At 62.3% G+C, this 22,875-nt stretch carries 21 protein-coding genes and 1 tRNA gene; 13 read left to right on the top strand and 9 right to left on the bottom strand.

Features of this window, described 5'->3' with window-relative positions; translation table 11 throughout:
- The 7 genes from J2Z75_RS06265 (at position 1) to J2Z75_RS06235 (ending at position 7,534) form a co-directional block, all read left to right on the top strand.
- Positions 1-2,004, top strand: a complete 2,004-nt coding sequence (locus J2Z75_RS06265; RefSeq protein WP_209849359.1) for an acetyl-CoA carboxylase biotin carboxylase subunit — start codon at positions 1-3, stop codon at positions 2,002-2,004.
- Positions 2,004-2,567: a hypothetical protein gene (locus J2Z75_RS06260; RefSeq protein ID WP_209849357.1), complete on the top strand. Its 564-nt coding sequence runs from the start codon at positions 2,004-2,006 to the stop codon at positions 2,565-2,567. The genes J2Z75_RS06265 and J2Z75_RS06260 overlap by 1 nt, the downstream gene beginning before the upstream one ends.
- Positions 2,568-2,675: 108 nt before the next feature.
- Positions 2,676-4,817, top strand: a complete 2,142-nt coding sequence (gene scpA, locus J2Z75_RS06255; protein WP_209849356.1) for a methylmalonyl-CoA mutase — start codon at positions 2,676-2,678, stop codon at positions 4,815-4,817.
- A 166-nt stretch (positions 4,818-4,983) separates the two neighbouring features.
- The gene (locus J2Z75_RS06250; RefSeq protein ID WP_209849355.1) at positions 4,984-5,172 is read left to right on the top strand and encodes a hypothetical protein; all 189 of its coding nucleotides are present in this window, start codon (positions 4,984-4,986) and stop codon (positions 5,170-5,172) included.
- Positions 5,173-5,325: 153 nt separating this feature from the next.
- On the top strand, positions 5,326-5,532 hold the full coding sequence (locus tag J2Z75_RS06245) for a hypothetical protein (protein WP_209849354.1): 207 nt from the start codon (positions 5,326-5,328) through the stop codon (positions 5,530-5,532).
- A gap of 52 nt (positions 5,533-5,584) precedes the next feature.
- A complete protein-coding gene (locus J2Z75_RS06240; protein ID WP_209849352.1) occupies positions 5,585-6,031 on the top strand; it encodes a winged helix-turn-helix transcriptional regulator in 447 nt (148 codons plus the stop codon).
- A gap of 225 nt (positions 6,032-6,256) precedes the next feature.
- Positions 6,257-7,534 (top strand): MFS transporter, encoded by a 1,278-nt coding sequence (locus J2Z75_RS06235; protein WP_209849349.1) that lies wholly within the window; start codon positions 6,257-6,259, stop codon positions 7,532-7,534.
- Between the two features lie 6 nt (positions 7,535-7,540).
- Here J2Z75_RS06235 and J2Z75_RS06230 read toward each other — a convergent pair whose 3' ends face one another.
- Complete coding sequence (locus J2Z75_RS06230) at positions 7,541-8,572, bottom strand: hydroxyacid dehydrogenase (RefSeq protein ID WP_209849346.1); 1,032 nt, start codon at positions 8,570-8,572, stop codon at positions 7,541-7,543.
- Between the two features lie 106 nt (positions 8,573-8,678).
- Complete coding sequence (locus J2Z75_RS06225) at positions 8,679-8,996, bottom strand: hypothetical protein (RefSeq protein WP_209849342.1); 318 nt, start codon at positions 8,994-8,996, stop codon at positions 8,679-8,681.
- Positions 8,997-9,122: 126 nt separating this feature from the next.
- Between J2Z75_RS06225 and J2Z75_RS06220 the strand changes: the two genes are divergently transcribed.
- Positions 9,123-9,749: a ribonuclease D gene (locus J2Z75_RS06220; protein WP_209849339.1), complete on the top strand. Its 627-nt coding sequence runs from the start codon at positions 9,123-9,125 to the stop codon at positions 9,747-9,749.
- A gap of 281 nt (positions 9,750-10,030) precedes the next feature.
- Positions 10,031-11,335 carry a hypothetical protein gene (locus tag J2Z75_RS06215; protein ID WP_209849337.1) on the top strand — a complete coding sequence of 435 codons (1,305 nt, stop codon included), beginning with the start codon at positions 10,031-10,033 and terminating at the stop codon, positions 11,333-11,335.
- Here the strand turns inward: J2Z75_RS06215 and J2Z75_RS06210 are convergent, their stop codons facing one another.
- Both J2Z75_RS06210 and J2Z75_RS06205 read right to left on the bottom strand, forming a co-directional pair.
- Positions 11,336-11,671 carry a DUF6665 family protein gene (locus tag J2Z75_RS06210; RefSeq protein WP_209849334.1) on the bottom strand — a complete coding sequence of 112 codons (336 nt, stop codon included), beginning with the start codon at positions 11,669-11,671 and terminating at the stop codon, positions 11,336-11,338.
- A gap of 59 nt (positions 11,672-11,730) precedes the next feature.
- A complete protein-coding gene (locus J2Z75_RS06205; RefSeq protein ID WP_209849331.1) occupies positions 11,731-13,113 on the bottom strand; it encodes a nicotinate phosphoribosyltransferase in 1,383 nt (460 codons plus the stop codon).
- Between the two features lie 378 nt (positions 13,114-13,491).
- On the opposite strand from J2Z75_RS06205, the gene J2Z75_RS06200 reads away from it, so the two are divergent.
- Positions 13,492-15,462 (top strand): hypothetical protein, encoded by a 1,971-nt coding sequence (locus J2Z75_RS06200; protein WP_209849328.1) that lies wholly within the window; start codon positions 13,492-13,494, stop codon positions 15,460-15,462.
- A gap of 87 nt (positions 15,463-15,549) precedes the next feature.
- Here J2Z75_RS06200 and rpsA read toward each other — a convergent pair whose 3' ends face one another.
- Positions 15,550-17,253 (bottom strand): 30S ribosomal protein S1, encoded by a 1,704-nt coding sequence (rpsA, locus tag J2Z75_RS06195; RefSeq protein ID WP_209849325.1) that lies wholly within the window; start codon positions 17,251-17,253, stop codon positions 15,550-15,552.
- A gap of 126 nt (positions 17,254-17,379) precedes the next feature.
- Positions 17,380-18,003: a (d)CMP kinase gene (cmk, locus tag J2Z75_RS06190; RefSeq protein ID WP_209849322.1), complete on the bottom strand. Its 624-nt coding sequence runs from the start codon at positions 18,001-18,003 to the stop codon at positions 17,380-17,382.
- 370 nt (positions 18,004-18,373) lie between these two features.
- On the opposite strand from cmk, the gene J2Z75_RS06185 reads away from it, so the two are divergent.
- The 3 genes from J2Z75_RS06185 to J2Z75_RS06175 all read left to right on the top strand — a co-directional run bounded on the left by J2Z75_RS06185 (position 18,374) and on the right by J2Z75_RS06175 (position 19,941).
- Positions 18,374-18,763, top strand: coding sequence for a TIGR02300 family protein (locus tag J2Z75_RS06185; protein ID WP_209849319.1), 390 nt, complete (start codon positions 18,374-18,376; stop codon positions 18,761-18,763).
- Positions 18,764-18,966: 203 nt separating this feature from the next.
- Positions 18,967-19,042: transfer RNA gene (locus J2Z75_RS06180), tRNA-Ala, on the top strand.
- A 119-nt stretch (positions 19,043-19,161) separates the two neighbouring features.
- Entirely contained in the window at positions 19,162-19,941 is a 780-nt protein-coding gene (locus J2Z75_RS06175) for an SDR family oxidoreductase (protein ID WP_209849314.1), read from the top strand.
- A gap of 15 nt (positions 19,942-19,956) precedes the next feature.
- Here the strand turns inward: J2Z75_RS06175 and J2Z75_RS06170 are convergent, their stop codons facing one another.
- From J2Z75_RS06170 to tauA, 3 genes are read right to left on the bottom strand one after another with little or no spacing between them, the layout of a single operon-like run.
- Complete coding sequence (locus J2Z75_RS06170) at positions 19,957-20,796, bottom strand: ABC transporter permease subunit (RefSeq protein WP_209849309.1); 840 nt, start codon at positions 20,794-20,796, stop codon at positions 19,957-19,959.
- A complete protein-coding gene (locus J2Z75_RS06165; protein WP_209849306.1) occupies positions 20,793-21,590 on the bottom strand; it encodes a taurine ABC transporter ATP-binding protein in 798 nt (265 codons plus the stop codon). The genes J2Z75_RS06170 and J2Z75_RS06165 overlap by 4 nt, the downstream gene beginning before the upstream one ends.
- Before the next feature lie 57 nt (positions 21,591-21,647).
- Positions 21,648-22,658 (bottom strand): taurine ABC transporter substrate-binding protein, encoded by a 1,011-nt coding sequence (tauA, locus tag J2Z75_RS06160; RefSeq protein WP_209849303.1) that lies wholly within the window; start codon positions 22,656-22,658, stop codon positions 21,648-21,650.
- Positions 22,659-22,875: the final 217 nt, after the last annotated feature.

The following is a 22,875-nucleotide window of genomic DNA, read 5'->3' as shown; positions in this document are numbered from 1 at the left end:
ATGATCTCTAAAATCCTCATCGCCAATCGCGGCGAAATCGCCTGCCGGATCATCAGGACGGCGAAGAAGATGGGCATCGCCACCGTCGCCGTCTATTCCGACGCGGATGCCGATGCGCTGCATGTGAGACAAGCCGACGAAGCGGTGCATATCGGGCCGGCGCCGTCCAGCCAGTCCTATATCGTCATCGACAGGATTCTTGAGGCGATCAAAAAGACCGGCGCCGATGCGGTGCATCCGGGTTACGGCTTCCTGTCGGAAAATGCCGTCTTTGCGCAGGCGCTGGAGAAGCAAGGCGTCGCCTTCATCGGCCCGCCGGTGGGCGCGATCCAGGCGATGGGCGACAAGATCACCTCGAAGAAGCTCGCCGCGGAAGCCGGCGTCTCCACCGTACCCGGCCATATGGGCCTGATCGCCGATGCCGAAGAGGCCGTCAAGATCGCCGGCGAAATCGGCTATCCGGTGATGATCAAGGCATCGGCCGGCGGCGGCGGCAAGGGCATGCGCATCGCCTGGAACGACGGGGAAGCGCGCGAAGGATTTCAATCCTCGAAGAACGAGGCCAAGGCTTCGTTCGGCGACGACCGCATCTTCATCGAGAAATTCGTCACCCAGCCGCGCCATATCGAAATCCAGGTGCTCGGCGACACGCACGGCACCGTTCTCTATCTCGGCGAGCGCGAATGCTCGATCCAGCGGCGAAATCAGAAGGTCATCGAGGAAGCCCCCTCACCTTTCCTCGACGAAAAGACCCGCCGCGCCATGGGCGAACAGGCGGTCGCCCTGTCGAAGGCGGTCGGCTATCATTCGGCCGGCACCGTCGAATTCATCGTCGACGGCGACCGCAATTTCTACTTCCTCGAAATGAACACCCGCCTTCAGGTCGAGCATCCGGTGACCGAACTGATCACTGGCATCGATCTGGTCGAGCAGATGATCCGTGTGGCTGCGGGCGAAAAACTGCCCTTCGGCCAGAACGACGTGCATCTCAACGGCTGGGCGATCGAAAGCCGGCTCTATGCCGAGGATCCCTACCGCAACTTCCTGCCCTCGATCGGGCGTCTCACGCGCTATCGTCCGCCGAAGGAAGGCGCGCATGCCGACGGCACCATCGTGCGCAACGATACCGGCGTCTTCGAAGGCGGCGAGATCTCGATGTATTACGATCCGATGGTGGCGAAACTCTGCACCTGGGCGCCGGACCGGCTGACGGCGATCGATGCCATGTCCGCGGCACTCGATGACTTCGAGGTCGAGGGCATCGGCCATAACCTGCCCTTCCTGTCGGCCGTCATGCAGCACGACCGGTTTCGCGCCGGCCGGATCACCACCGCCTTCATCGTCGAAGAATTTCCGGACGGTTTCCACGGGGTCGAACCGGACCCGGCGTCGGCGCAAAAACTGGTCGCGGTCGCAGCGCTCGTCCATCAGGCGCTGCAGAGCCGCGCGGCGCAGATTTCCGGCACGATCGGCAATCACCGCCGGGTGATCGGCAAGGACTGGGTCGTCACCTTTGCGGGCCAGGAGCATGCCGTGACGCTCAATGCATCCGCCGATGGCGCCTATGTCGAGCTTTCGGATGGCAATGCATTCGCCGTTGCCGGCGACTGGACGCCCGGCCGCAGTCACGCCACCTTCAATGTCGGCGGCACGGCCATGGGCGTGAAGATCGACCTTTCGGGCACCGCCATCCGCCTGCGCTGGCGCGGCATCGACGTGCGCGCCCATGTCCGCAGCCCGCGCGTCGCTGAACTTGCCCGGCTGATGCCGAAGAAGGAGCCGCCGGACACCTCGAAAATGCTGCTCTGCCCGATGCCCGGCGTCATCACCGCGGTTGCCGTGACCCAGGGCGAAACCGTGGAAGCCGGCCAGACGCTGGCGACGGTGGAGGCAATGAAGATGGAGAACATTTTGCGCGCCGAACGCCGGGGCGTGGTCAAGCGGGTCGCGGTCGCTGCCGGTGCAAGCCTGGCGGTGGATGAATTGATCATGGAGTTCGAGTGATGGGATTCAGATGCTCGATACTCTACTTCCGAGAATCTTCGAAAACTGCGATTTTGGATGCTGCGGGATTTACCGAGAGCACCACGGAAGACTCTTACAACGAAGAGCAATTCAGCGGCGCTTCTATAAATGAAAGCTCTTATCTGATCTGGCAAAATTGGCGGAAAGGCAGTCTCTCTGAGCCCGACTATATTAGAATATCCAACGACATCAGTTTATTAGCGTGCGATGTCTGTGAAACCACAATGTTCTGCAGCACTTCCTTCTTCAGGGGAGGAAAACAGGTATGGAGCGTTGCACACAATCCGGAATACGGGCTTGATCACGTTTCTCTAACCGGCGACGTACCTGATACGATAACCGCGACCGTCACCACGCTTCGTGAAGAAGCAAAAATTAGCCAAGAAGGTGTCGATGACGTGGACTTCTACTTCGAGGTCCCCGTGGAGTTATTTCGGACAATCTCCGGCGTGAGACATGATTTGGTGAACTCATTCTCATTTTATGCTTTGGAGTTCAAACAAGCCGCACCAAAAAAGCGATTTTGGAAGCTGTGGAGATAGTTCGTGAAAGCTGGCCCGGCCGCGATTTTTGCTTCGAGTATTATGGGAGAGGAATGGACGCCTGAAGCTGCAGCTTTGTGCATTGTTAAGGCGCGGAAGGAATGAATCATGACGAGCAGTAAAACGTTGCAAGATTGGGCCGCCCTCGCCGAACGCGAACTCAAGTCCTCGCCCGACAGCCTCACCTGGCAGACCCCCGAGGGAATCGCCGTCAAACCGCTCTATACGGAAGCCGATCTGGAGACCGCCGGCCATCTTGGCTCGCTGCCGGGCCTTGCGCCGTTCACCCGCGGCCCGCGCGCCACCATGTATGCCGGGCGGCCCTGGACGATCCGCCAATATGCCGGGTTCTCGACCGCCGAGGCTTCGAACGCCTTCTACCGCAAGGCGCTCGCCGCCGGCCAGCAGGGCGTCTCCGTCGCCTTCGACCTTGCCACCCATCGCGGCTATGATTCTGACCATCCCCGCGTCGAGGGCGATGTCGGCAAGGCGGGCGTGGCGATCGATTCGGTCGAGGACATGAAGATCCTGTTCGACGGCATACCGCTCGAAAAGATCTCGGTCTCGATGACCATGAACGGCGCGGTCATCCCGATCCTCGCCTCCTTCATCGTCGCCGGCGAGGAACAGGGCGTGCCGCGTTCGGAGCTGTCCGGCACCATCCAGAACGACATCCTCAAGGAGTTCATGGTCCGCAACACCTATATCTATCCGCCCGAGCCCTCGATGCGGATCGTCGCCGACATCATCGACTATACCGCCCGCGAAATGCCGAAGTTCAATTCGATCTCGATCTCCGGCTATCACATGCAGGAGGCCGGCGCGACGCTGGTGCAGGAACTCGCCTTCACGCTCGCCGACGGCCGCGAATATGTCCGGGCAGCCATCGCCAAGGGCCTGAGTGTCGACGAATTCGCCGGTCGCCTGTCGTTCTTCTTCGCCATCGGCATGAACTTCTTCATGGAGGCCGCCAAGCTGCGTGCCGCAAGGCTGCTCTGGACCCGGATCATGGAAGGCTTTCATCCGAAGAAACAGTCCTCGCTGATGCTGCGCACCCATTGCCAGACCTCCGGCGTCTCGCTTGCCGAACAGGACCCCTACAACAACATCATCCGCACCGCCTTCGAGGCGATGTCGGCCGTGCTTGGCGGTACCCAGTCGCTGCACACCAATTCCTTCGACGAGGCGATCGCGCTGCCGACCGAATTCTCCTCGCGCATCGCCCGCAACACCCAGCTCATCCTCCAGCACGAGACCGGCGTCACCAAGGTGGTCGATCCCTTGGCCGGCTCCTATTACGTCGAAAGCCTGACGGCCGAGCTTGCCGACAAGGCCTGGGCGCTGATGGAAGAGGTGGAAGCGTTGGGCGGCATGACCAAGGCCGTGGCCGATGGCCTGCCGAAGCGGCTGATCGAGGAGGCCGCCACCCGCCGCCAGGCCGCCGTCGACAAGGGTGAAGAAGTGATCGTCGGGGTCAACAAATACCGGCTCGAAACCGAAGACGACCACGACATCCTCGACATCGACAATGCCGCCGTCCGCACGTCCCAGATCAGGCGCATCGAGGAGACCCGGCGGCGGCGCGATACGGCAGAAGTCACCGCCGCGCTCGAAGCCCTGACGCAGGTGGCGCGCAGCGGAGACGGCAATATCCTCGAAGCCGCCGTGACCGCGGCTCGCGCCCGTGCCACCGTTGGCGAAATCTCCGATGCCCTGCGCACCGTCTTCGGCGATCACACGGCCGTTCCGGAAGTGGTCAGCGACATCTATGGCCACGCCTACAGGGACGAGCCGGAACTGGCGACACTCGCCGCCCGGCTTTCCGACTTCACGCGGGCGATCGGCCGCAAGCCGAAGATCATGGTCGCCAAGCTCGGCCAGGACGGCCACGACCGCGGCGCCAAGATCATCGCGTCGGCCTTCGGCGATATCGGCTTCGACGTTCTGGCCGGCCCGCTGTTCCAGACGCCGGAGGAAGCGGCCGACATGGCGCTTTCAGCGAAAGTCCATGTCGTCGGCGTCTCGTCGCTGGCCGCCGGCCACAAGACGCTGCTGCCGCAACTGGTCGAAACGCTGAAAACCAAGGGCGGCGGCGATGTCATCGTCGTCTGCGGCGGCGTCGTGCCGAGGCAGGATTACCAGTTCCTGATGGACCATGGCGTCGCCGCCGTCTTCGGTCCCGGAACCAATGTCATGGAGGCGGGCCGGGCCGTGCTCGATCTGCTGGAAGGCCGGCTGCGCAACGCATGAGGCGGCGTTTCACCCCAATTAATCATCGCTCAAAAGTTCTGCTTCCGAATTCAAGGAAATGTCGCATTCTGTTCACGTGCTCGGGTGATTCGCCTCATGTGCCTGCGTTCAGGCCGGACTGAGAGCTGAACGACAACGCTAAATGATTTAGCTGGGGGCAAGCGCCATGCGGAAGCGCGACGACGTCGAAAACTGGGCGGTTTACAGGGCACAACAGATCCTGATGCGCGAGGGCATGGACCTCGCGCTTTCGGCTCGCGATCTTGACAGCAGTACGATCCGGGCGAAGGGAAAGCTGCTGGCGATGGCCATCGCCGCGTCCCTTCTCGAGGCGTCCGCGGTCGCCGCGGAATGACCTGACGCAACAGTCCGTCAGGTCCAGCCCCTGCACGGTGGCCCCGGTCGAGTGCCGGGTTGCCAACCCCCTAAATCTGGGAATTGTCATCGTGTTCGATGGCTCTACACTATCATTCCAAACTAGGTGTGTTTCGAACGATAGGGTGGAGCAATGTCGTTTCTGTCGGACATGGCCTTGAATCAGAGCGAAATCGAAGTGGTCTGCGGCGCGCTGGAGGAATGGTGCGAACGGACGAGCACTACGCTCGATAGCGATGACGGCCGCGATGCCGCCACCGTCATGCTCGGGCTTTACAAGACCGGCCACGGGACCAAGGGCGCCATTCTCGAAGCGATGCGCCGCGTCAACGGCGAATGAGCTTCGTCCGACCCGACTTGCATGGTGCAAGTCCAGGCTCTATTGAGGAGCCATGCAACGCAAGAGCTTCGATGACATGACCTGCCCCATCGCCCGTACCCTCGACCGGGTCGGCGAATGGTGGAGCATTCTCATCCTGCGCGACGTCTTCTTCGGCCGCACCAAGTTCGACGAATTCCAGAAGAGTACCGGCATTGCGCCCAATATCCTGACCCGCCGGCTGAAATCGCTGGTCGAGGCCGGTCTGCTGGAAAAGCGCGCCTATCAGGATCGCCCGGTCCGCTACGAATATCTGCTGACCGACATGGGCCGCGAGTTGCAGCCGCTTTTGATCGCGCTCTCCATGTTCGGCAACCGCCATTTCGCCGATCGCGGCGTGACGATGCGGATCACCGACACGGAAACCGGCGCCGCCGCGCTGCCGGTTTATATCGACAGCCTCACCGGCAAGCCGATCGATGCCGATACCTTCTCCCTGAAATCGGTCCGCCAGGCCTGAATTTTCCCCGCCCTGCCGGGATGCGGTAAACTCCAGCCAGTCGATGCGGTGCGCCGCGATTGTGGGTTTGAAATATCTTTCTCCTGACGTCCCGCGCGTCACCGCCTCTCCATATTTTCGACGACCGACTTGCATGGTGAAAGTTTTTCGATTAGTGGCTTGCATAATGATAGTCTAAAATCGTGAATGCTCTCCCTTATCCGCTTTTCACCGGGAAATCCGACCTTGCTTTCGACAATCCTCTCCAGACGGCTTGAACAGCGCGATGTCCACTACGGCTGGATCGTCGCCGCCACCGCCTTCCTCACCATGCTGGTGACCGCAGGCACGATCGGCGCGCCTTCGGTCCTGATCCTGCCGCTGCAGAAGGAATTCGGCTGGGAGGCGACGCAAATCTCGGCGGCGCTTGCCATGCGCTTCCTCCTGTTCGGCCTGATGGCGCCCTTTGCCGCCGCCCTGATGAACCGCTTCGGCATGCGGCGGATGGCGCTGACGGCAATCACCGTCGTCTTCACCGGCATGGGCTTGTCACTGTTCATGCGCGAGGTCTGGCAGTTGATCGTACTCTGGGGCTTCGTCGTCGGTATCGGTACGGGACTGACGGCCATGGTAATGGGCGCTACGGTTGCCACACGCTGGTTTACCGCGCGGCGCGGCCTCGTCATCGGCCTGCTGACGGCAAGCACCGCCACCGGCCAGCTGGTCTTCCTGCCGCTGATCGCGGCGTTGACGGAAGCTTACGGCTGGCGCGCGGCGATCCTGTTCATTCTCGCCATGCTGCTCGTCTGCGCCGCCACGATGCTGCTGTTCATGCGCGATCGTCCATCGGATCTCGGCCTGCGCCCCTATGGTCAGGTCGTGGATGACCCGCCGGTGACCGGCGGCCTCAAGACCAACTCGCCGATCGACGTTCTGATCGACGCATCGAAGACGCGGATCTTCTGGATGCTGTTCCTGTCGTTCTTCGTCTGCGGCGCCTCGACCAACGGCCTCATCCAGACGCATTTCGTCTCGCTCTGCGCCGATTACGGCATGACGGCGATCACCGCGACCGGCGTGCTTGCTATCATCGGCCTGTTCGATTTCGCCGGCACCGTCGCCTCCGGCTGGCTGTCGGATCGCTACGACAACCGCTGGCTGCTGTTCTGGTATTATGGCCTGCGCGGCCTGTCGCTGCTCTGGTTGCCCTTCACCGGCTTCGAGTTCCTCGGTCTGTCGATCTTCGCCATCTTCTACGGGCTCGACTGGGTGGCCACTGTCCCGCCGACGGTGAAGCTCACCGCCCAGCATTTCGGCCGCGAGCGGGCCAACATGGTGTTCGGCTGGGTGTTCACCGGCCACCAGATCGGCGCCGCCTTCGCAGCCTTCGGCGGCGGCTTCATCCGCGACAACTACGCGAGCTACCTGCCCGCGCTGATGATCGCCGGCGCGCTTTGCCTGATGGCAGCACCCTTGGTGCTTTCGGCGGGCACGGCAAAACTGAAGCCGGCGACGGTCAGTTGACGCTGGTCAATTCACGCTGACGGGCTTGGAGCGCATGCGCGACACCGTCTCGCGCTCCGCCCGCTTGCAGCGCATCGGCGGCAGGTTGCGGTCCATCAGGTCCATGTCCTCCAGCACCATGTCGCCCATCTTCTTGAAGGCGCTGTCGAGCGCGCCGGCCCGGTGGGCGGAGCGCAGGAAGCCCTTGAGACGGCGAACGGGATGATCAATCGGCAGCGGCTCGTCGGGATAGACGTCGCTCGCCGCAACGATATGGCCGCTGGCGACCGCCGCCATCAGTGCGTCGAAATCGACGACGTTGGCGCGGCTGAGCAGGATGAAGGCGGCGCCGGGGCGCATGCTGGCAAAGGCATCAGTGCCGAGGAAATGCTGGTTCTCGCTGGTGACGGCCGCAACGACGAAAATGAAGTCGCTCTGCGTCAGCACCTCCTCGAGGCTCGATGGCTTGACGCCGTTGTCGATCAGGATCGAGGCCGGCATCCAGGGATCGTAGACGCGGGTATTGGTGCGGAAACCGGACAATACGCGGTTCAGCGCCTTGCCGAGATCGCCGAAGCCGATGATGCCGACATCCGCGCCGGACAGCAGCCGCGACCTGGCATTGCCCTCGCCGCCCCAGAGCTCGCGGCCCTCGCGGAAATCGACATCCGCATCGACGATGCCGCGGGCGATGTTGAGCGCCATGGCAAGACCCATCTCGGCGACCGGCTCGGCAAACACCTGCCCCGTCGTCACCACATGGATGCCGCGTGCGAACAGCACCTCGTAGGGCATGTTGTTGATCAGGTTGCTCTCGACGTTGAGGATGCAGCGCAGTTGCGGCATGCGCTGCAGCGTCTCGGCACTTAATGGCGGCTGGCCGATGATGTAACGCGCCTCGCCAAGGATATCGTCGCCCAGCCCTGCAATATCATCCGGATCGGCTTCGACGATGCGATACTTTGCTTTGAGCTGCTCCAGCGCCACTGGTGTGAAAATCAGATCGAGCGTGCGCGGCTCCGGCGCGCAGATGACCAGGGGGCGTAGCGTTTCAGGCATGATATCGTCTCCCAGGCCGGGCTTGGGAAGGCCCGGCACGCCTCGTTGCGGCAAGTTGTATTGATGATCCGGCAATTTGCAAGGAGATCAGCTGCGGGTTGGGGGCCTAATAATTCAAGCCGCGCAGCTGTCGCTCGATCGACCGCGGCGATCGTGGAGACTGGAACACCGGCCCATCGCCCTTACGGCAATTGTTGACGGTCTGATAGCGCTGTCCATGGGTGGGATTGCCATGGATCTCCACGACAGATTGTTCGCAGATGATACGCTTGGCGTCCTCCGCCTCTTCCGGCGACTTGACCCCCGGCAGGTCGGTATAGAACTGGCCGGGCTGAACCGGCTCCAGCCACGATGAACCCGCGTTCGCGGGGAGGACAGAAGCGAGCAATGCCATGGACAGGAAGGCGGCCTGCGGGATCAACATGTGCGTTCCATAACGTTTAACCCGTCTACGAATATGAGGCGACGGTATCGTTTTCAATGAAGTTGCGCTATAGCCCAACACCTTGAACCAATGCGCGGCGCTTGCCCGGCTGATGTGGGGTTTTCCATGGCAAATACAATACGGCTTCACGAAGGCGACATTTCAGTTGAAGACGCCGCCCGCTACAAGGGCGCCATCGCCATCGATACCGAAACGCTCGGCCTCATTCCGCGCCGTGACCGGCTCTGCGTCGTCCAGCTTTCGCCCGGCGACGGCACGGCCGACGTGATCCAGATCGCCAAGGGCCAGAGGCTGGCCCCGAACCTCGTCGCCATGCTGGAAGACCCGACCCGCCAGAAGATTTTCCACTTCGGCCGGTTCGACATCGCCGTGCTGTTCCATACCTTCGGCGTGACGACGACGCCGGTGTTCTGCACCAAGATCGCCTCGCGGCTGACGCGGACCTATACGGACCGGCACGGGCTGAAGGACAACCTGAAGGAACTGCTCGAGGTCGATATTTCCAAGCAGCAGCAGTCCTCCGACTGGGCGGCGGAAAAGCTGTCGCCGGCACAGCTGGAATATGCGGCATCCGACGTGCTGCATCTGCATGCGCTGCGCGACAAGCTGACCGCACGCCTCATCCGGGACGGCCGCATCGATCACGCCGACGCCTGCTTCGCCTTCCTGCCGACACGTGCCAAGCTGGACCTGATCGGCTGGGAAGAGACCGACATCTTCGCCCACAGCTGATGCGACCGGTCGGAGAGCACCAGACCGGCCCATTCCTCGAACCGGTGCGGATCTGGATTCGCCGAGTTCGTTCTGTTCGGACTGAAGCAGGCATGGTCGTGCCTGTTCGGCGCGCTGGCGCCGTTCCTGATCTGCAAACCCAAGCTTCCGGATGATCAGGCGGCGTGCCGCAAGGTTGCTGCCGTGTGACGATGTCCGGCCCGCGCAATCGCGGTTAAGGCCAGGTTAACGGTTGCGCCTTATCCTCCGGGCACAGCCGCTACGATCATGGACCGACACCGATGATGCTGCCCCCGACCCAACAGGCCTCCGCCACGCTTGTCACTTCGATGGTGCAATCGATCGTCGACGACATCGAGAAGCGCCGCCTCGAGGAAGAGGAAAAGGCGAAAGGCAAGAAGGAAGAGGACAAGGTCATCAGAGCCCGCGTTACCTCCGACGAGGTTTCGCAGGCGGCCAATGCCCGGATCAACGAGCATTTCTTCGGCGCGCTGAAGCGCGACGAAAACCCGATGGCGACACTGGCGGCACGCTTCTCGGCCGTGATGGGCGTGACGCAGGGCGCCGATGAATCCGACATGGACTACGGCAGCCGGCTGGAAGACGCGCTGGCAATCACCAAGCTGGTCGCCAAGAAGGACGCGGACGGCAAGCCGACGGTCGTCGGCCTCGCAACCTTCCGGGTCTCGGTCGACGACCTGACCGCGGCGGTTGACGGTACCGACGAGAACCCGACAGGGATGACGGCGCTGCTGGCAAGGTTCGTCCAGCGCAACGATCTTCAGCAGGCCGACGGCGAAGACGACAGCGACTACACGCTTCGCCTGCGGGCCGCCCTGACCAGTGCCCGGGCAGGCCTGACTTCCAGCGTCGCCGAAGTGGAGGCCAAGAGCGGCCTACAGGACATCGGGGTCACCGCGCAGGAGATGATCGAGGCGATCAAGCGCCCGTATGGCGAAACCGCCCAGAAGATCAAGACGATCCTCGACGACAAGGCAGCGGAGGAGAAATTCCTCACAGCCGACGTCAGCAAGGTCCTGCAGCGCCTCGAAGACGTCGCAGATCCCAAAACCGTCGAGGAATTGAAGACCGAACGGCTGGAGAACGACCCGACCAAGGTCGAGGATGCCGAAACCCGCAAGGAACGCGAGGAATCCATCCGCGCACTGGAAGCCGGAGAGAAGCTCGAAGACGTCAAAGAGCTTCACGAGGTGATCCGCAAGGGCAATGAGGCTGCCGCCAAGGGCGAAACCGACGGCAAGACCGACATCGATCAGACCGGCCAAAGTGCCGGCGCCATCGCGATCCAGACCATCCAGGTACTCGCTGCCGGGGTCGAGATTGCCGAGGCACAGGCATCCATCGAAAGCAATCGTGCAAACCAGTCGCCGGCGCTGCAGGACGGCGGGCAGGCCAGTGACGATCCGCACCAGACCCCGAGCGACGAAGATCAGGCCGTCATGCTTGCCCGCGCCGGCCAGGCCAGCGAAGAACAGCGCGATGAAGACGCCACCAAGGACATTCTCGCGGTCACGATCGATGAAAACGGCATCTACGAACTGCTGGCGAAAAAAGACGCCGCCTGATCACGGCTTGCGCCGCACGATCCCGAGCCGGGCCATGACCTCTTTGGGGATACCATAACGCTGGACGGCGTCGCGGTTGGAGCGCAGGCCGCAGATTTCGCGCTGGATGAAGAACGCCCAGACGACGTCGGCGGCATCGTTGAGCAACTGCTCGCGCCGCTCCGGCGTCGTGCCCGCATCCTTCAGCATACTGAGCGCCGCGATCGCCTTTTCCACCTTCAATCCGTGCCGCCCGAGCGCATCCGCCCGCTCCGACATCAGCTCGTATTCCAGGAGGTTGAGGCCGGTATCCCTGGCAAAGGACGGGGACAGGGATTGGGGCGGACGGACCGTCATCTGCAGGCTCCAATGGTGACGGAGCAAAGATGGGACGGTCTCGGCCTTCAGGCAATATCCTATTTCGCCCGGGCGCGAATTTCCTCGAAGCTCCAGTCCTTCAAAAGGTCGCCGTTTTTCCAGACCGTCTCCAGATGATTGCGACGGTCCTTCAGCTCGTCGAGACGGGCCGCCTCAAGGCCGACGAGGCCGCTGACGACCGCCTGGCGGCCGGCTTTCGATGCCTTGACGTTCATCGTGGCCGGACGCTTGAAGACGTCGTGCCATGTGCCGGTGTCGTCCTGCCGGGCATTGGTTTTCATGGCGAAGGAATAGGTGTCGCGATTGACCTTCTGCAACAGGCCGCCGCCCATGCCGAAGGCGATATTCTCGGCGGAAAAGCCGAAGGCTTCCAGCCGGCCGAGGATCTGGCTGATATCGGCGTTGGAAATGCCGTCGCCCTGGATGACGCGGACGGACTTGTCGAGAACCTTGTAGCCCTTGCCGTTCAGCGTCGAGCCGAAATGATAGTCGAGCTGCTTGACCACATGCACCGGCGTCTCGATCGGATCGCCGCTGTCGGGCCGGATGACCACCGTACCGCCGCTGGCTCTGACCTTTTCGCGCAATTGCTCGCCCCAGATTTCCGAGACCGCATAGTTGATATCGTAGCTATCGGAGACGACGGCAAACATGCCTACGCCGGCGAAACGGTCGATCATGTTGGAATAGGCCTCCGCCTCCCGATCGACGCCCCATGCGGTCATGGTCGAATGCTCGGACGCGGGGATAGAGAAACCAGCCATGTCGGCACCATAGTACCGCCGGGCGTAGAGCACGCCGGTCACGGTATCGGTGCCCATGAAGTTGACGAGATGGGCGGCACCGCCAATGCCGGCCTGCTCAAGCGCACCGACGCCGCGGGCGCCAAAATCGTGCAGGCGGAAGGGCAATACGGCTTCCGGATCGTCGCAGGTCTTTTCAAGAATCGGCCGGATGATCTGCTTGATCTTGCGGGCATTGCTGGCGACGGAGGACGGATACCAGACGGCGCGCAGCAGCGCGGTCTCGATATAGGATGTCAGCCAGAATGATTCGGGATCGGTATTGACCACCTGCACCATCGGCACGCCACGTCGCAGCAGGGTGCCTTCCGGCAGGGCCTGGATTTCGAGCGGCAGGTAGCCGCCGAAATGCTCGACGATGCGCATCCAGCCAGCGCGATTGAACGGTAGGCCATGGGCAAGGACGATCGCCTCGGCTTCGGCGACATCGGCCCGTGTCACCGGCTTGCCGAGATATTCCTTCAGGAACATCTGCAGGCCGAAAAACACCACATCGGCCTGATCCGGATGCCCGCGCGTCTCGATATAGGCGGAGATACCCTGCGTGCCCGGCGGATACTGGAGGAAATGGCTGAACTTGTAGCTGTCGGTGTTGAGGATCAGGTTGGTCGGATTCATCGCATTCCTCCCGAAAGCAATTGCATGTCGGCCGCGCGATAAACGGCGGCGCAGCGCAAAGATGTACGCGAGCGGCAAAAAGGCGGCAAGGGCCAACGGGCACCTTGTCGTTTTGGATGACACCCCGTTCGCACCACCAGTATGGTTAATATTCTATCAATCATTCTGTCCTAGTATGAATGGATACAATGCTCGGCCACCTGTGGTCCCGAAGCAGCCGCCGCAACCTGGTTTGGCCGTGAACGAGCCGTCGGGCATGCGCATGAAGCGCCCTCATTCCTTCGACATACGCCTGGCGTCATCCGGTCCCATGGCCGCATGCCGGAATTTATACGGCCCTTCGGCCTCAACCCGAACCTGACGGAGATTGCGATGCTGATGCCCATTCTCACAGTCAAGACGTCGGTTACCGCGGCGGCACAGGCGGCGGCCGTGGTCGAGACCGCCACGCCCAGGGAACGCACTCTGCCACTGCCGGTGCGGATTTCGGGAAACCAGTCGGAGGCGGTGCTCAAGATCCTGGAGACGCTGAACCGCCATCTGGTGGGAAGCGAGCCACTGCCGAAGGAAGCGCTGATCCGCCTGCTCGACACGCTGGCAAAGATCCTCAAGTTTCCGCCGCTGCCGCAGGAGACCCTGCGCGACTTCAGCAAGCGGCTTGCCGTCTTCCTGGAAACGCTGCCGCCGGCGGCACGGCTGGCCCTGGAAAAACAGCTGGGACAGCGCAATCTGGCGGTCTCGATCCGGATTCTCGCCGAGGCGCTGAAGACCCCCTCGATCATCGACACCCCGCGCCTGCTGGACAGGCTTTTCACGCCTGCACCCGTTGCGCGCGCCGTTGTCGGTCAGCCGGATGGAAAACCGGCTCCAGCGCTTCCCGTCCCGCAGGGGCAAGCGGCCGTTCAGGGCCGGCAGATAGCCTTGCCGGCGACACAGGCGCTCGTCGCTGGTCCGGCGATCGTGCCCGATCCCGGCCTGCTGCAGGCAGCTTTGAAGAAGGCCTTCGGCGATGACGACGATCTCGTGCCGCCCGTCATTGCCGTGGAAGAAAACGAGACAGAGCAAAGCACGGTGACGACGCCGCGCCGGGACGATCCGCCGGCAAAGGCGCCGACCGCGCAGCCGCAGCAACCCGCCAAGGCCGGTTCCGAGACGATCCCTCTGCTGCGCGCCGCCGCGGCGTTCCTGGCCGCCGATCCGGAGGCATTGTCGCTGGTCGCCGCAATCGCGACGGGCGATATCGACAGCCGGATAAAGATCGAGCTGGAGCAGGAACTGGGGCTCGATCTTTCCGAGCAAACCGAGCCGATGGATCTGCCGGAGCAGACAACCCAATCGGAACCACGGAAGCCGGCCGAGCAACCGCCACTCGAAAGCAGGCCCGCGTCCGACATCCGGGCGAGCAACGGCAAGGAACTCCCCACCTTCGCCAACCCGCCTGCCTCCAGGCCCGACTTGCCTCTACCGGAAGACTTGCCTTTGGCGGAGGACTTGCCTTTGCCGGAAATCGACGCGGAGCCGACACGCTTTTTCTCCGCCGAGCCGGACGTTGTGGCAGAGACGACCAACACGTCCGCCAAACCTCCCCTTCTCCGGACGATCAACGAAGTCGATGGCTTCAAGGGTCATGATCTCGGCGAATGGGAACTGGAACCGGAAAGCCAATCCCTCGCGTCTGCGGAGGAGGCGCAACCGGCCACGTTCGAGCCTGAGACGGGCCGCCCCGAAAAGACCCTTGTCCAAACGCTGAAGGCGCTGGTCGAAGCCAGCCTGCCGCTGCCGGGCGGAGCCGTTGACGGACCCGATACGCTGTTTGCAGCCCTTGCCGGCGAGACGGCGGACATGGGCGCCGAAACCCTGTTTGCCCAGCTTGAAGCCGCCGACGATGCCGGCGCGCTGCCGGATACGGCGTTGCTCACCGCTGACATCGGCGACAAGGCGGAACCGCTTGGGTTTGAGCCCGACAGCTGGAGCGCCCTGCTGGACGAGCCGGCGGAAAAAACAACGAACCGGCCGGCCCTTGCACCGCCCTCCACCATGGACGAGCGGGCGCGCGAAGCACAGACGCCCCGGCTGGCGGATACAGGCATTGTCAGGGATGCGATCCCGTTTGCGATGATCCCCTACCTGCCGGCAAAGACGCAGGATACGCGAACCACGAAGATCGAAGACGAGGAACAGCCGGCATTTGCTGAAGACGAGGACGAAGGCCGGCGCGAAGAAGGCGGTGACCAGCCGGAGAATCGCGGCGATGATGAAGCCGCCGCATCGCAGACGGAAGCGGAAGAGCCTGAGAACGACGCCGGCGCCGCCTACGATCTCTACCGCCGCATGGGCGGACTCGGCTGAGCAAACAGCCGCCATCGGCAAGAACGAGACAAAAAAAGCCCGCGGAAATCGCTTTCCGCGGGCTTTTTCATTCAGAGAGGCAGAGGCTTATTCGCCGCCGCGGTTCTTCAGGGCTGCGCCCAGGATGTCGCCGAGCGAAGCGCCCGAGTCGGACGAACCGAACTGTGCGACGGCTTCCTTCTCTTCAGCGATTTCCAGCGCCTTGATCGACAGCATGACCTTGCGGTCCTTCTTGGAGAAGTTGGTGACGCGGGCGTCGACAACCTGACCAACGGAGAAACGCTCCGGACGCTGTTCGTCGCGGTCACGCGACAGATCGGCACGGCGGATGAACGAGGTGAGGTCTTCGTGGTTGACGAGCTTCACTTCGATGCCACCGTCGTTGACGGCCAGGACTTCGCACGAGACAACGGCGTTCTTGCGCAGATCGCCGGATGTAGCGGCGTCGCCGACCGCATCCTTGCCGAGCTGCTTGATGCCGAGCGAGATGCGTTCCTTTTCGACGTCCACATCCAGAACGACAGCCTTGACGACGTCGCCCTTGTTGAACTCTTCGATGACCTGTTCGCCCGGACGGTTCCAGTCGAGGTCGGAGAGATGCACCATGCCGTCAACGTCGCCGTCGAGACCGATGAACAGGCCGAATTCGGTCTTGTTCTTGACTTCGCCTTCAACTTCCGTGCCAGCCGGATGGCTGTGCGCGAATGCCTGCCACGGGTTCTCGAGCGTCTGCTTGAGGCCGAGCGAGATGCGGCGCTTGGTCGGGTCGACTTCGAGAACGACAACGTCGACTTCCTGCGTCGTGGACAGGATCTTGCCGGGGTGTACGTTCTTCTTGGTCCAGGACATTTCGGAGATGTGGATCAGGCCTTCAATGCCCGGCTCCAGCTCTACGAATGCACCGTAGTCGGTGATGTTGGTGACGGTACCGGAGATCTTCTTGCCGACCGGGTACTTGGCACCGATGCCATCCCAAGGATCGCTCTCGAGCTGCTTCATGCCGAGCGAGATGCGGTGGGTTTCCTGGTTGATGCGGATGATCTGAACCTTGACCTGCTGGCCGATGTTCAGGATTTCCGACGGATGGTTGACGCGGCGCCATGCCATGTCGGTGACGTGCAGCAGGCCGTCGATGCCGCCGAGGTCAACGAACGCACCGTAATCGGTGATGTTCTTGACGACACCGTCAACAACCTGGCCTTCTTCGAGGTTCTGGACGATTTCCGAACGCTGTTCGGCACGCGATTCTTCAAGAACCGTGCGGCGCGAAACCACGATGTTGCCGCGGCGCTTGTCCATCTTGAGGATTTCGAAGGGCTGCGGGTTGTGCATCAGCGGGGTGACGTCGCGGATCGGACGGATGTCGACCTGCGAGCGCGGAAGGAAGGCAACGGCACCATCCAGATCGACGGTGAAGCCACCCTTGACCTGGTTGAAGATGACGCCTTCGACGCGTTCGCCGGCTTCGAACTTGACTTCGAGACGGATCCAGCTTTCCTCGCGGCGAGCCTTCTCGCGCGACAGAACGGCTTCGCCCATCGCATTTTCGATGCGCTCGACATAGACTTCGACTTCATCGCCGACCTTCAGCGTGCCGTCCTTGGCCTTCGCGCCGAATTCCTTCAGAGCGATGCGGCCTTCGACCTTGAGGCCGACGTCAACGATAGCGACGTCCTTCTCGATGGCCGTTACGATACCCTTGGTGACATAGCCTTCGGCAAGATCCTGCGTGGCAAAGGATTCCTGCAGGAGGGCGGCGAAGTCCTCGCGGGTGGGGTTAGCTTGAGACATGAATACTCCTGATGTGCCTTCATGGGGCACAGGCGCCGGGGGTTAGCGTTGACAGGTCCAAAAACCATCCGCTCCATTCAGATGAGGAGCAAATCCGGCGCGGGGATGGTGGTTCGGACTATTTCGTTATTTCAGTGCGGCATCGATGATGGTCTTTGCCGCCAAGAATGCGGCCTCTATACTCATTTCGGACGTATCTAGCAAGTGCGCATCGGCAGCGGGGCGAAGCGGGCTGTCGGCCCGCCCCATGTCGCGCTCGTCGCGCCTGGTGATATCGGCCAAAATCTCCAGAAAATCGGCGGCAACGCCGTTGCCGACGATCTCGTCGAAGCGGCGGCGCGCGCGCACTTCGGCGGAGGCCGTGACATAGAGCTTCACCGGCGCATCCGGGCAGACGACCGTGCCGATGTCGCGGCCGTCGAGTACGGTTCCAGGCGTTCGCATCGAGAAAGCACGCTGCGCCTCGACCAGCGCCTGGCGGACCAGCGGCATGACCGCGATCCTGGAGGCTGCCTCGCCGATCGCATGGGCGGAGAGAATGTCGCGATCGAGGCCGGCAAGTTCCACGTCGCGCGCCATCTTTTCGGCAATCATCTCGTCGTCGAGCGGCAGGCCGGCATCCAGCAACGCCTTGGCGGTCGCGCGGTAGGTCAGGCCGGTATCGAGATGATGAAACCCGTATTCTTCGGCGATGCGGCGCGACAAGGTCCCCTTGCCGGCTGCGGCGGGTCCGTCGATGGCGATGATCATGGAATGTCCTTAAGAACTGCTCTTCCCAAATTTTCCGGCACTGTTAACGGAAAACGGCGTGAAATGCCAATGCGGCAATGGCAACTTTAACAGCCCGCCCCCGATCCGAATATCGCCCTGTCCCGCCATATATCATCATGCCGGTCATTGACATTTATCGCACACAACTCGAACTCCAGCCGTAGAATTGAGCTTTGCATGGCAAAAACGACCATCCGACAGCCCTCTTGCATGCGTGAGCGAGGGATCGGAAAGTTAGGCTTTGACAGATCAGGCCAAGACCATTATGGGGACCGGCTAATTCATTTCATGTTCAACGCCGGTATTCCGGCAAATGCCGGTAACCCCGGCCATTCAAGAGGCCTTGACTGTGGCAAAAGCGGAACTTGGAACAAAACGCATCGATCCGGAGACAGGCCGTAAATTCTACGACCTGAACAAGGACCCGATCGTTTCTCCCTATACCGGCAAATCCTATCCCCTGTCCTTCTTCGAGGAGACATCGGTCGCCAAGGTGATGGAGAAGGCTGCCGAGGAGGACGAGGTCCAGGAAGTCGATACCGAGAACACCGAGGTCGAACTGGTTTCGCTCGAGGACGCCGACAGCGAAGCAGCCGGCGGCGACGACATTCCGGACCTGGGCGATGACGACGTCGAAATCGAAGGCGACGACGACGACACGTTCCTCGAGGCCGACGAAGACGACGAGGACGGCCTGTCCGACCTGATCGGCGTCTCCGACGACGACGACGAGGTCTAAACCTCACACAATTCAAACAATTGGCGTCCGCGCGCGGTTTTCATCCATCACGCGGACGCAAGGCTCCGGGCTCATTTCACAAAAACTTGGCCCATTGTCTTTTTCGGCTTGCCATCTTCAAGAAGCAGAAGTATGAAGCCGCCACCCGACCGGACAAACAGTTCGGACGGACTTCCCGGAACCGGCACTGCCGGACCCAAAATGGGGCTATAGCTCAGCTGGGAGAGCGCTTGCATGGCATGCAAGAGGTCAGCGGTTCGATCCCGCTTAGCTCCACCAAACCTTTTTCCTCTTTGTTTCTACTGACATCGAACTGCACCGATCGTGTTCGGCCATTGACTATTGGCCGCCTGCGCGCTCCAAACGTCGCCTCAATCATCGACCTCGAGGAGCGGATCATGGATCTCGGAATCAAAGGCAAACGGGCGCTTGTTCTCGGCGGCAGCAAGGGGTTGGGGCGTGGCATCGCCGAGGCGCTGACAGCGGAAGGCGTTATCGTCGCCCTGACCGGCCGCGACCCGCAGGCGGCGGCCGCGGCGGCCGCGCAAATCGATGATTCGGCCAAAGGTCTTTCGCTCGACCTTGCAAACGCTGGTGCTATCGACCCATTCCTGGATCGTCTCGCGGCCGACTTCGGCGACATCGACATCCTGGTGCTGAACGGTGGCGGCCCGCCGCCCAGCCTTGCGGCAGAGATCGATCCGGCCTTCTGGCGTGCCCAGTTCGATACGATGGTGCTGGCGGGCATGCGCATCACCAACAGGCTTCTGCCACCCATGCGGCAACGGGGCTGGGGCCGGATCATGGCCGTTGCCTCCACCAGCATTCGCGAGCCGATCCCGGGCCTCACCGCCTCCAATGCCCTGCGCAGCGCCGTCGCCGGCTGGATGAAGACACTGGCCCGCGAGGTGGCGGCCGACGGCATCACCGTCAACATGCTTTTGCCCGGTCGTCTGGCAACGGACAGAACGCTGAGTTTCGACTGGATGGATGCCGAAAGCGAAGGGCTAAGCCTCGAGACGGTCGCCGCCCGCAGCCAGTCGGATATTCCGATCGGCCGCTATGGCACGCCGGCCGAGTTCGGTGCGGCCGCGGCCTTTCTCGCCAGCCGCCAGGCGGCCTACATTACCGGCATCGCGCTGCCGATCGACGGCGGTCTCAGCCATTCGATGCTGTAGGCCGATCGCCGCTTTCTAGCGATGCGCCGCCCAGGGCACGAACCAGCGCTCCAGCAGCCGGGCCAGGATTTCCAGCAGGAACGCGATCGCGGCAATCACGATGATGCCGGCAATGACGATGTCGGTGACGAGGAACTGGGCGGCGGACTGGATCATGAAGCCGAGGCCGCGGCTTGCCGCCACCAGTTCGGCCGCCACCAGCGTCGACCAGCCGGCGCCGAGCGCGATACGGGTGCCGGTCAGGATCGAGGGGATGGCGCTGGGGAGAATCACGTACAGCAGGACCTGCAACCGGCTGGCGCCGAAGGAACGGGCGGCGTTGACGAAGTCTGCCGGCGCCGATTTGACGCCGGCGGCCGTCGACAGGATGATCGGCGGCAGCATGGCGAGCGAGATGACGGTGATCTTCGAAGCCTCGCCGATGCCGATCCAGATGATGATCAGCGGCAGATAGGCGAGCGGCGGCAGCGGCCGCAGGAACTCGACGATCGGATCGAGAATGCCCTTGCCGATACGGCTAGTGCCGATGGCAAGGCCGGCGGGAATGCCGATGACGATCGAGGCCGCGAGTGCGGCGAAGATGCGCAGCAGGCTGGCGAACGTGTGCTGCGCCAGCGTCGAATCGACGAAACCGTTGACCGCGACATTGTAGATCGCCTTCAGCACGATGAGCGGCGACGGCAGGAAGAGCGGCGAGACGACGCCGTAGACCGAGGCCAGGCTCCAGGCGGCGATGATGACAGCGATCGTCACCAGCGAGATCGGCAACGTGCCGCGGCCGCGCCCTGGCTTGCCGGCGTCAGGCTGGATTTCGACCGGCGCTGTGGGCGCGATGATACCGACCTCGATGGTCATGCCGCATCCTCCTGCGCATCCGCGTGGATGAGGCCGGTGAGCCCATCATGCAGGCGCCTGTACTCGGGCGAATCCTTGATTTCCTGCAGCGATTTGCCGGAAAGCAATTGCCGGCCGAAGCTTGCCGGAATATCCGCGACGATGCGGCCGGGATTGGGCGCCAGCACGACGACGCGGGTGGCAAGCAGCATGGCTTCCTCGATGCTGTGGGTGATCAGAAGCGCGCCCGTCTTGCTGTCCGACCAGACCTTGAGCAGGAACTGCTGCAAACGGGCGCGGGTGAGCGCATCGAGCGCGCCCAGCGGCTCGTCCAGCAGCAGGAAACGCGGATCGGAGGCGAGCGCACGGGCGATGCCGACGCGCTGGCGCATGCCGCCGGACAGCTCCCAGATATTCTTGGCGCCGGCATTGTCCAACCCGACCTTGGCGAGCAGATCGTCGGCCCGCAGCCGGCGTTCGCCCTTGGCGATACCCCGCAGCTTCAGCGGAAAGGCGACATTGTCGCGGGCATTGAGCCAGGGGTAGAGCGCATCGTCCTGGAAGACCACGGCGCGATCGGCGCCCGGCCCGGCAATATCGACGCCATCGACAGAGACACGGCCGGATGTGGGTTTCAGGAAGCCGGCAGCGAGATTGAGGAGGCTGGTCTTGCCGGAGCCGGAGCGGCCGATGACGGCGATGAACTCATCCGAGGCGAGATGCAGCGTGATGCCATCAAGCACAAGCCGCGTCTGACTGATATCGCGATCGACCGGAAACGCAAGAGAGACGGATTGCAGCGACAGCACACTCATGATCACACCGATGGTTTGAAGCGCTGCAACCCCCAAAGGGTTGCAGCGCTTCGTTGGTTACAGACCGGCCTTGGCAGCTTCGACGACCCAGCGCGAGGAGACATAGGGCGAATAATCGGAAAGAACGGCCGGGATCTTGCCCTGCTCCAGCAGGAAGGCCGAGGTTTCCGCGACCGCCTTTGCCGTACCGCCGCCGAGCAGATCGGCGCCCGCCTGTTCTTCAAGCGACGGGAAGTGATAGCCCTTCAGGAGCGCCGGCACTTCCTCGGTCTTGGCGCCGGTGAGCTTGGCGATCTTTTCGGCTTCCGGCGACGTCGCGTTCCAGCTGTCCGGATTGGCGAGGTAAGACGCATAAGCCTTGCCGGTCACCTGGACGAAGCCGGTGACGATTTCGGGGTGTTCCTCGGCGAACTTCTTGCTGACGATCCAGGCATCGAAGGTCGGGCCGCCCCATGCGGCGACATCGGCCGAGGTTGCCAGCACGGTGCCGGTTTTCTTCAGCTGCGACAGGACCGGATCCCAGACATAGGCGCCGTCGATATCGCCGCGTTCCCAGGCGGCGGCGATTTCCGGCGGCCGCAGGTTGAGGATTTCGACCGACTTCGGATCGACCTTCCAGTGCTTCAGCGCCGTCAGCAGGCTGTAATGGGCGGTGGAGACGAAGGGCGTGGCGATCTTCTTGCCGGCGAGTCCTTCCGGCTTGTCTATGCCCTTGACGGCGAGCGCCTCGGCTTCGGAGATCAGGCCGACGACGAAGATCGTCTCGATCGGAATTTCACGGCTGGCGGCGGCGGCCAGCGGCGACGACCCGACATAGCCGATATCGAGAGAACCGGAAGCAATCGCGGTGATCACATCGGCACCACTGTCGAATTTCTGCCAGTTGATCTTGGCGCCGGTGACCTTTTCATAGGTACCGTCGGCCTGCGGCACGCGCGACGGCTCGACGATCGGCTGGTAGCCGATATTGACGTTGACATCGGCGGCGTAGGAAAAATTGCTGTGCGTTGCAAAGGCGAGAACGGCTAAGGTGGCAGTTCCCAAAAGGCGGCGGCGGTTGATTGTCATGGTCCCTCTCCCGGCAATGGTTCAATGGGCATTCCGCGCCGAAGGCTCCGGTGGAATGTTGTTTAATCATTGTAAAATTCATAGAATTTATAGAGATAAAAAATTCCCGGTTTCGGCACGCTTGCGTAATGCGATTCTAAAATACGACGCAGCTCGGGTCGTTTTGCAGTCGATACAGGAATGGACCTTTGGAGTGGCTCGAAAGGCTTGAGGACGG

The organism is Rhizobium herbae, from assembly GCF_017873135.1.
Lineage (GTDB): Bacteria > Pseudomonadota > Alphaproteobacteria > Rhizobiales > Rhizobiaceae > Pararhizobium > Pararhizobium herbae.
Note: the sequence above shows the minus strand (reverse complement) of the source record. Positions and strands in the feature narration are given on the sequence as shown.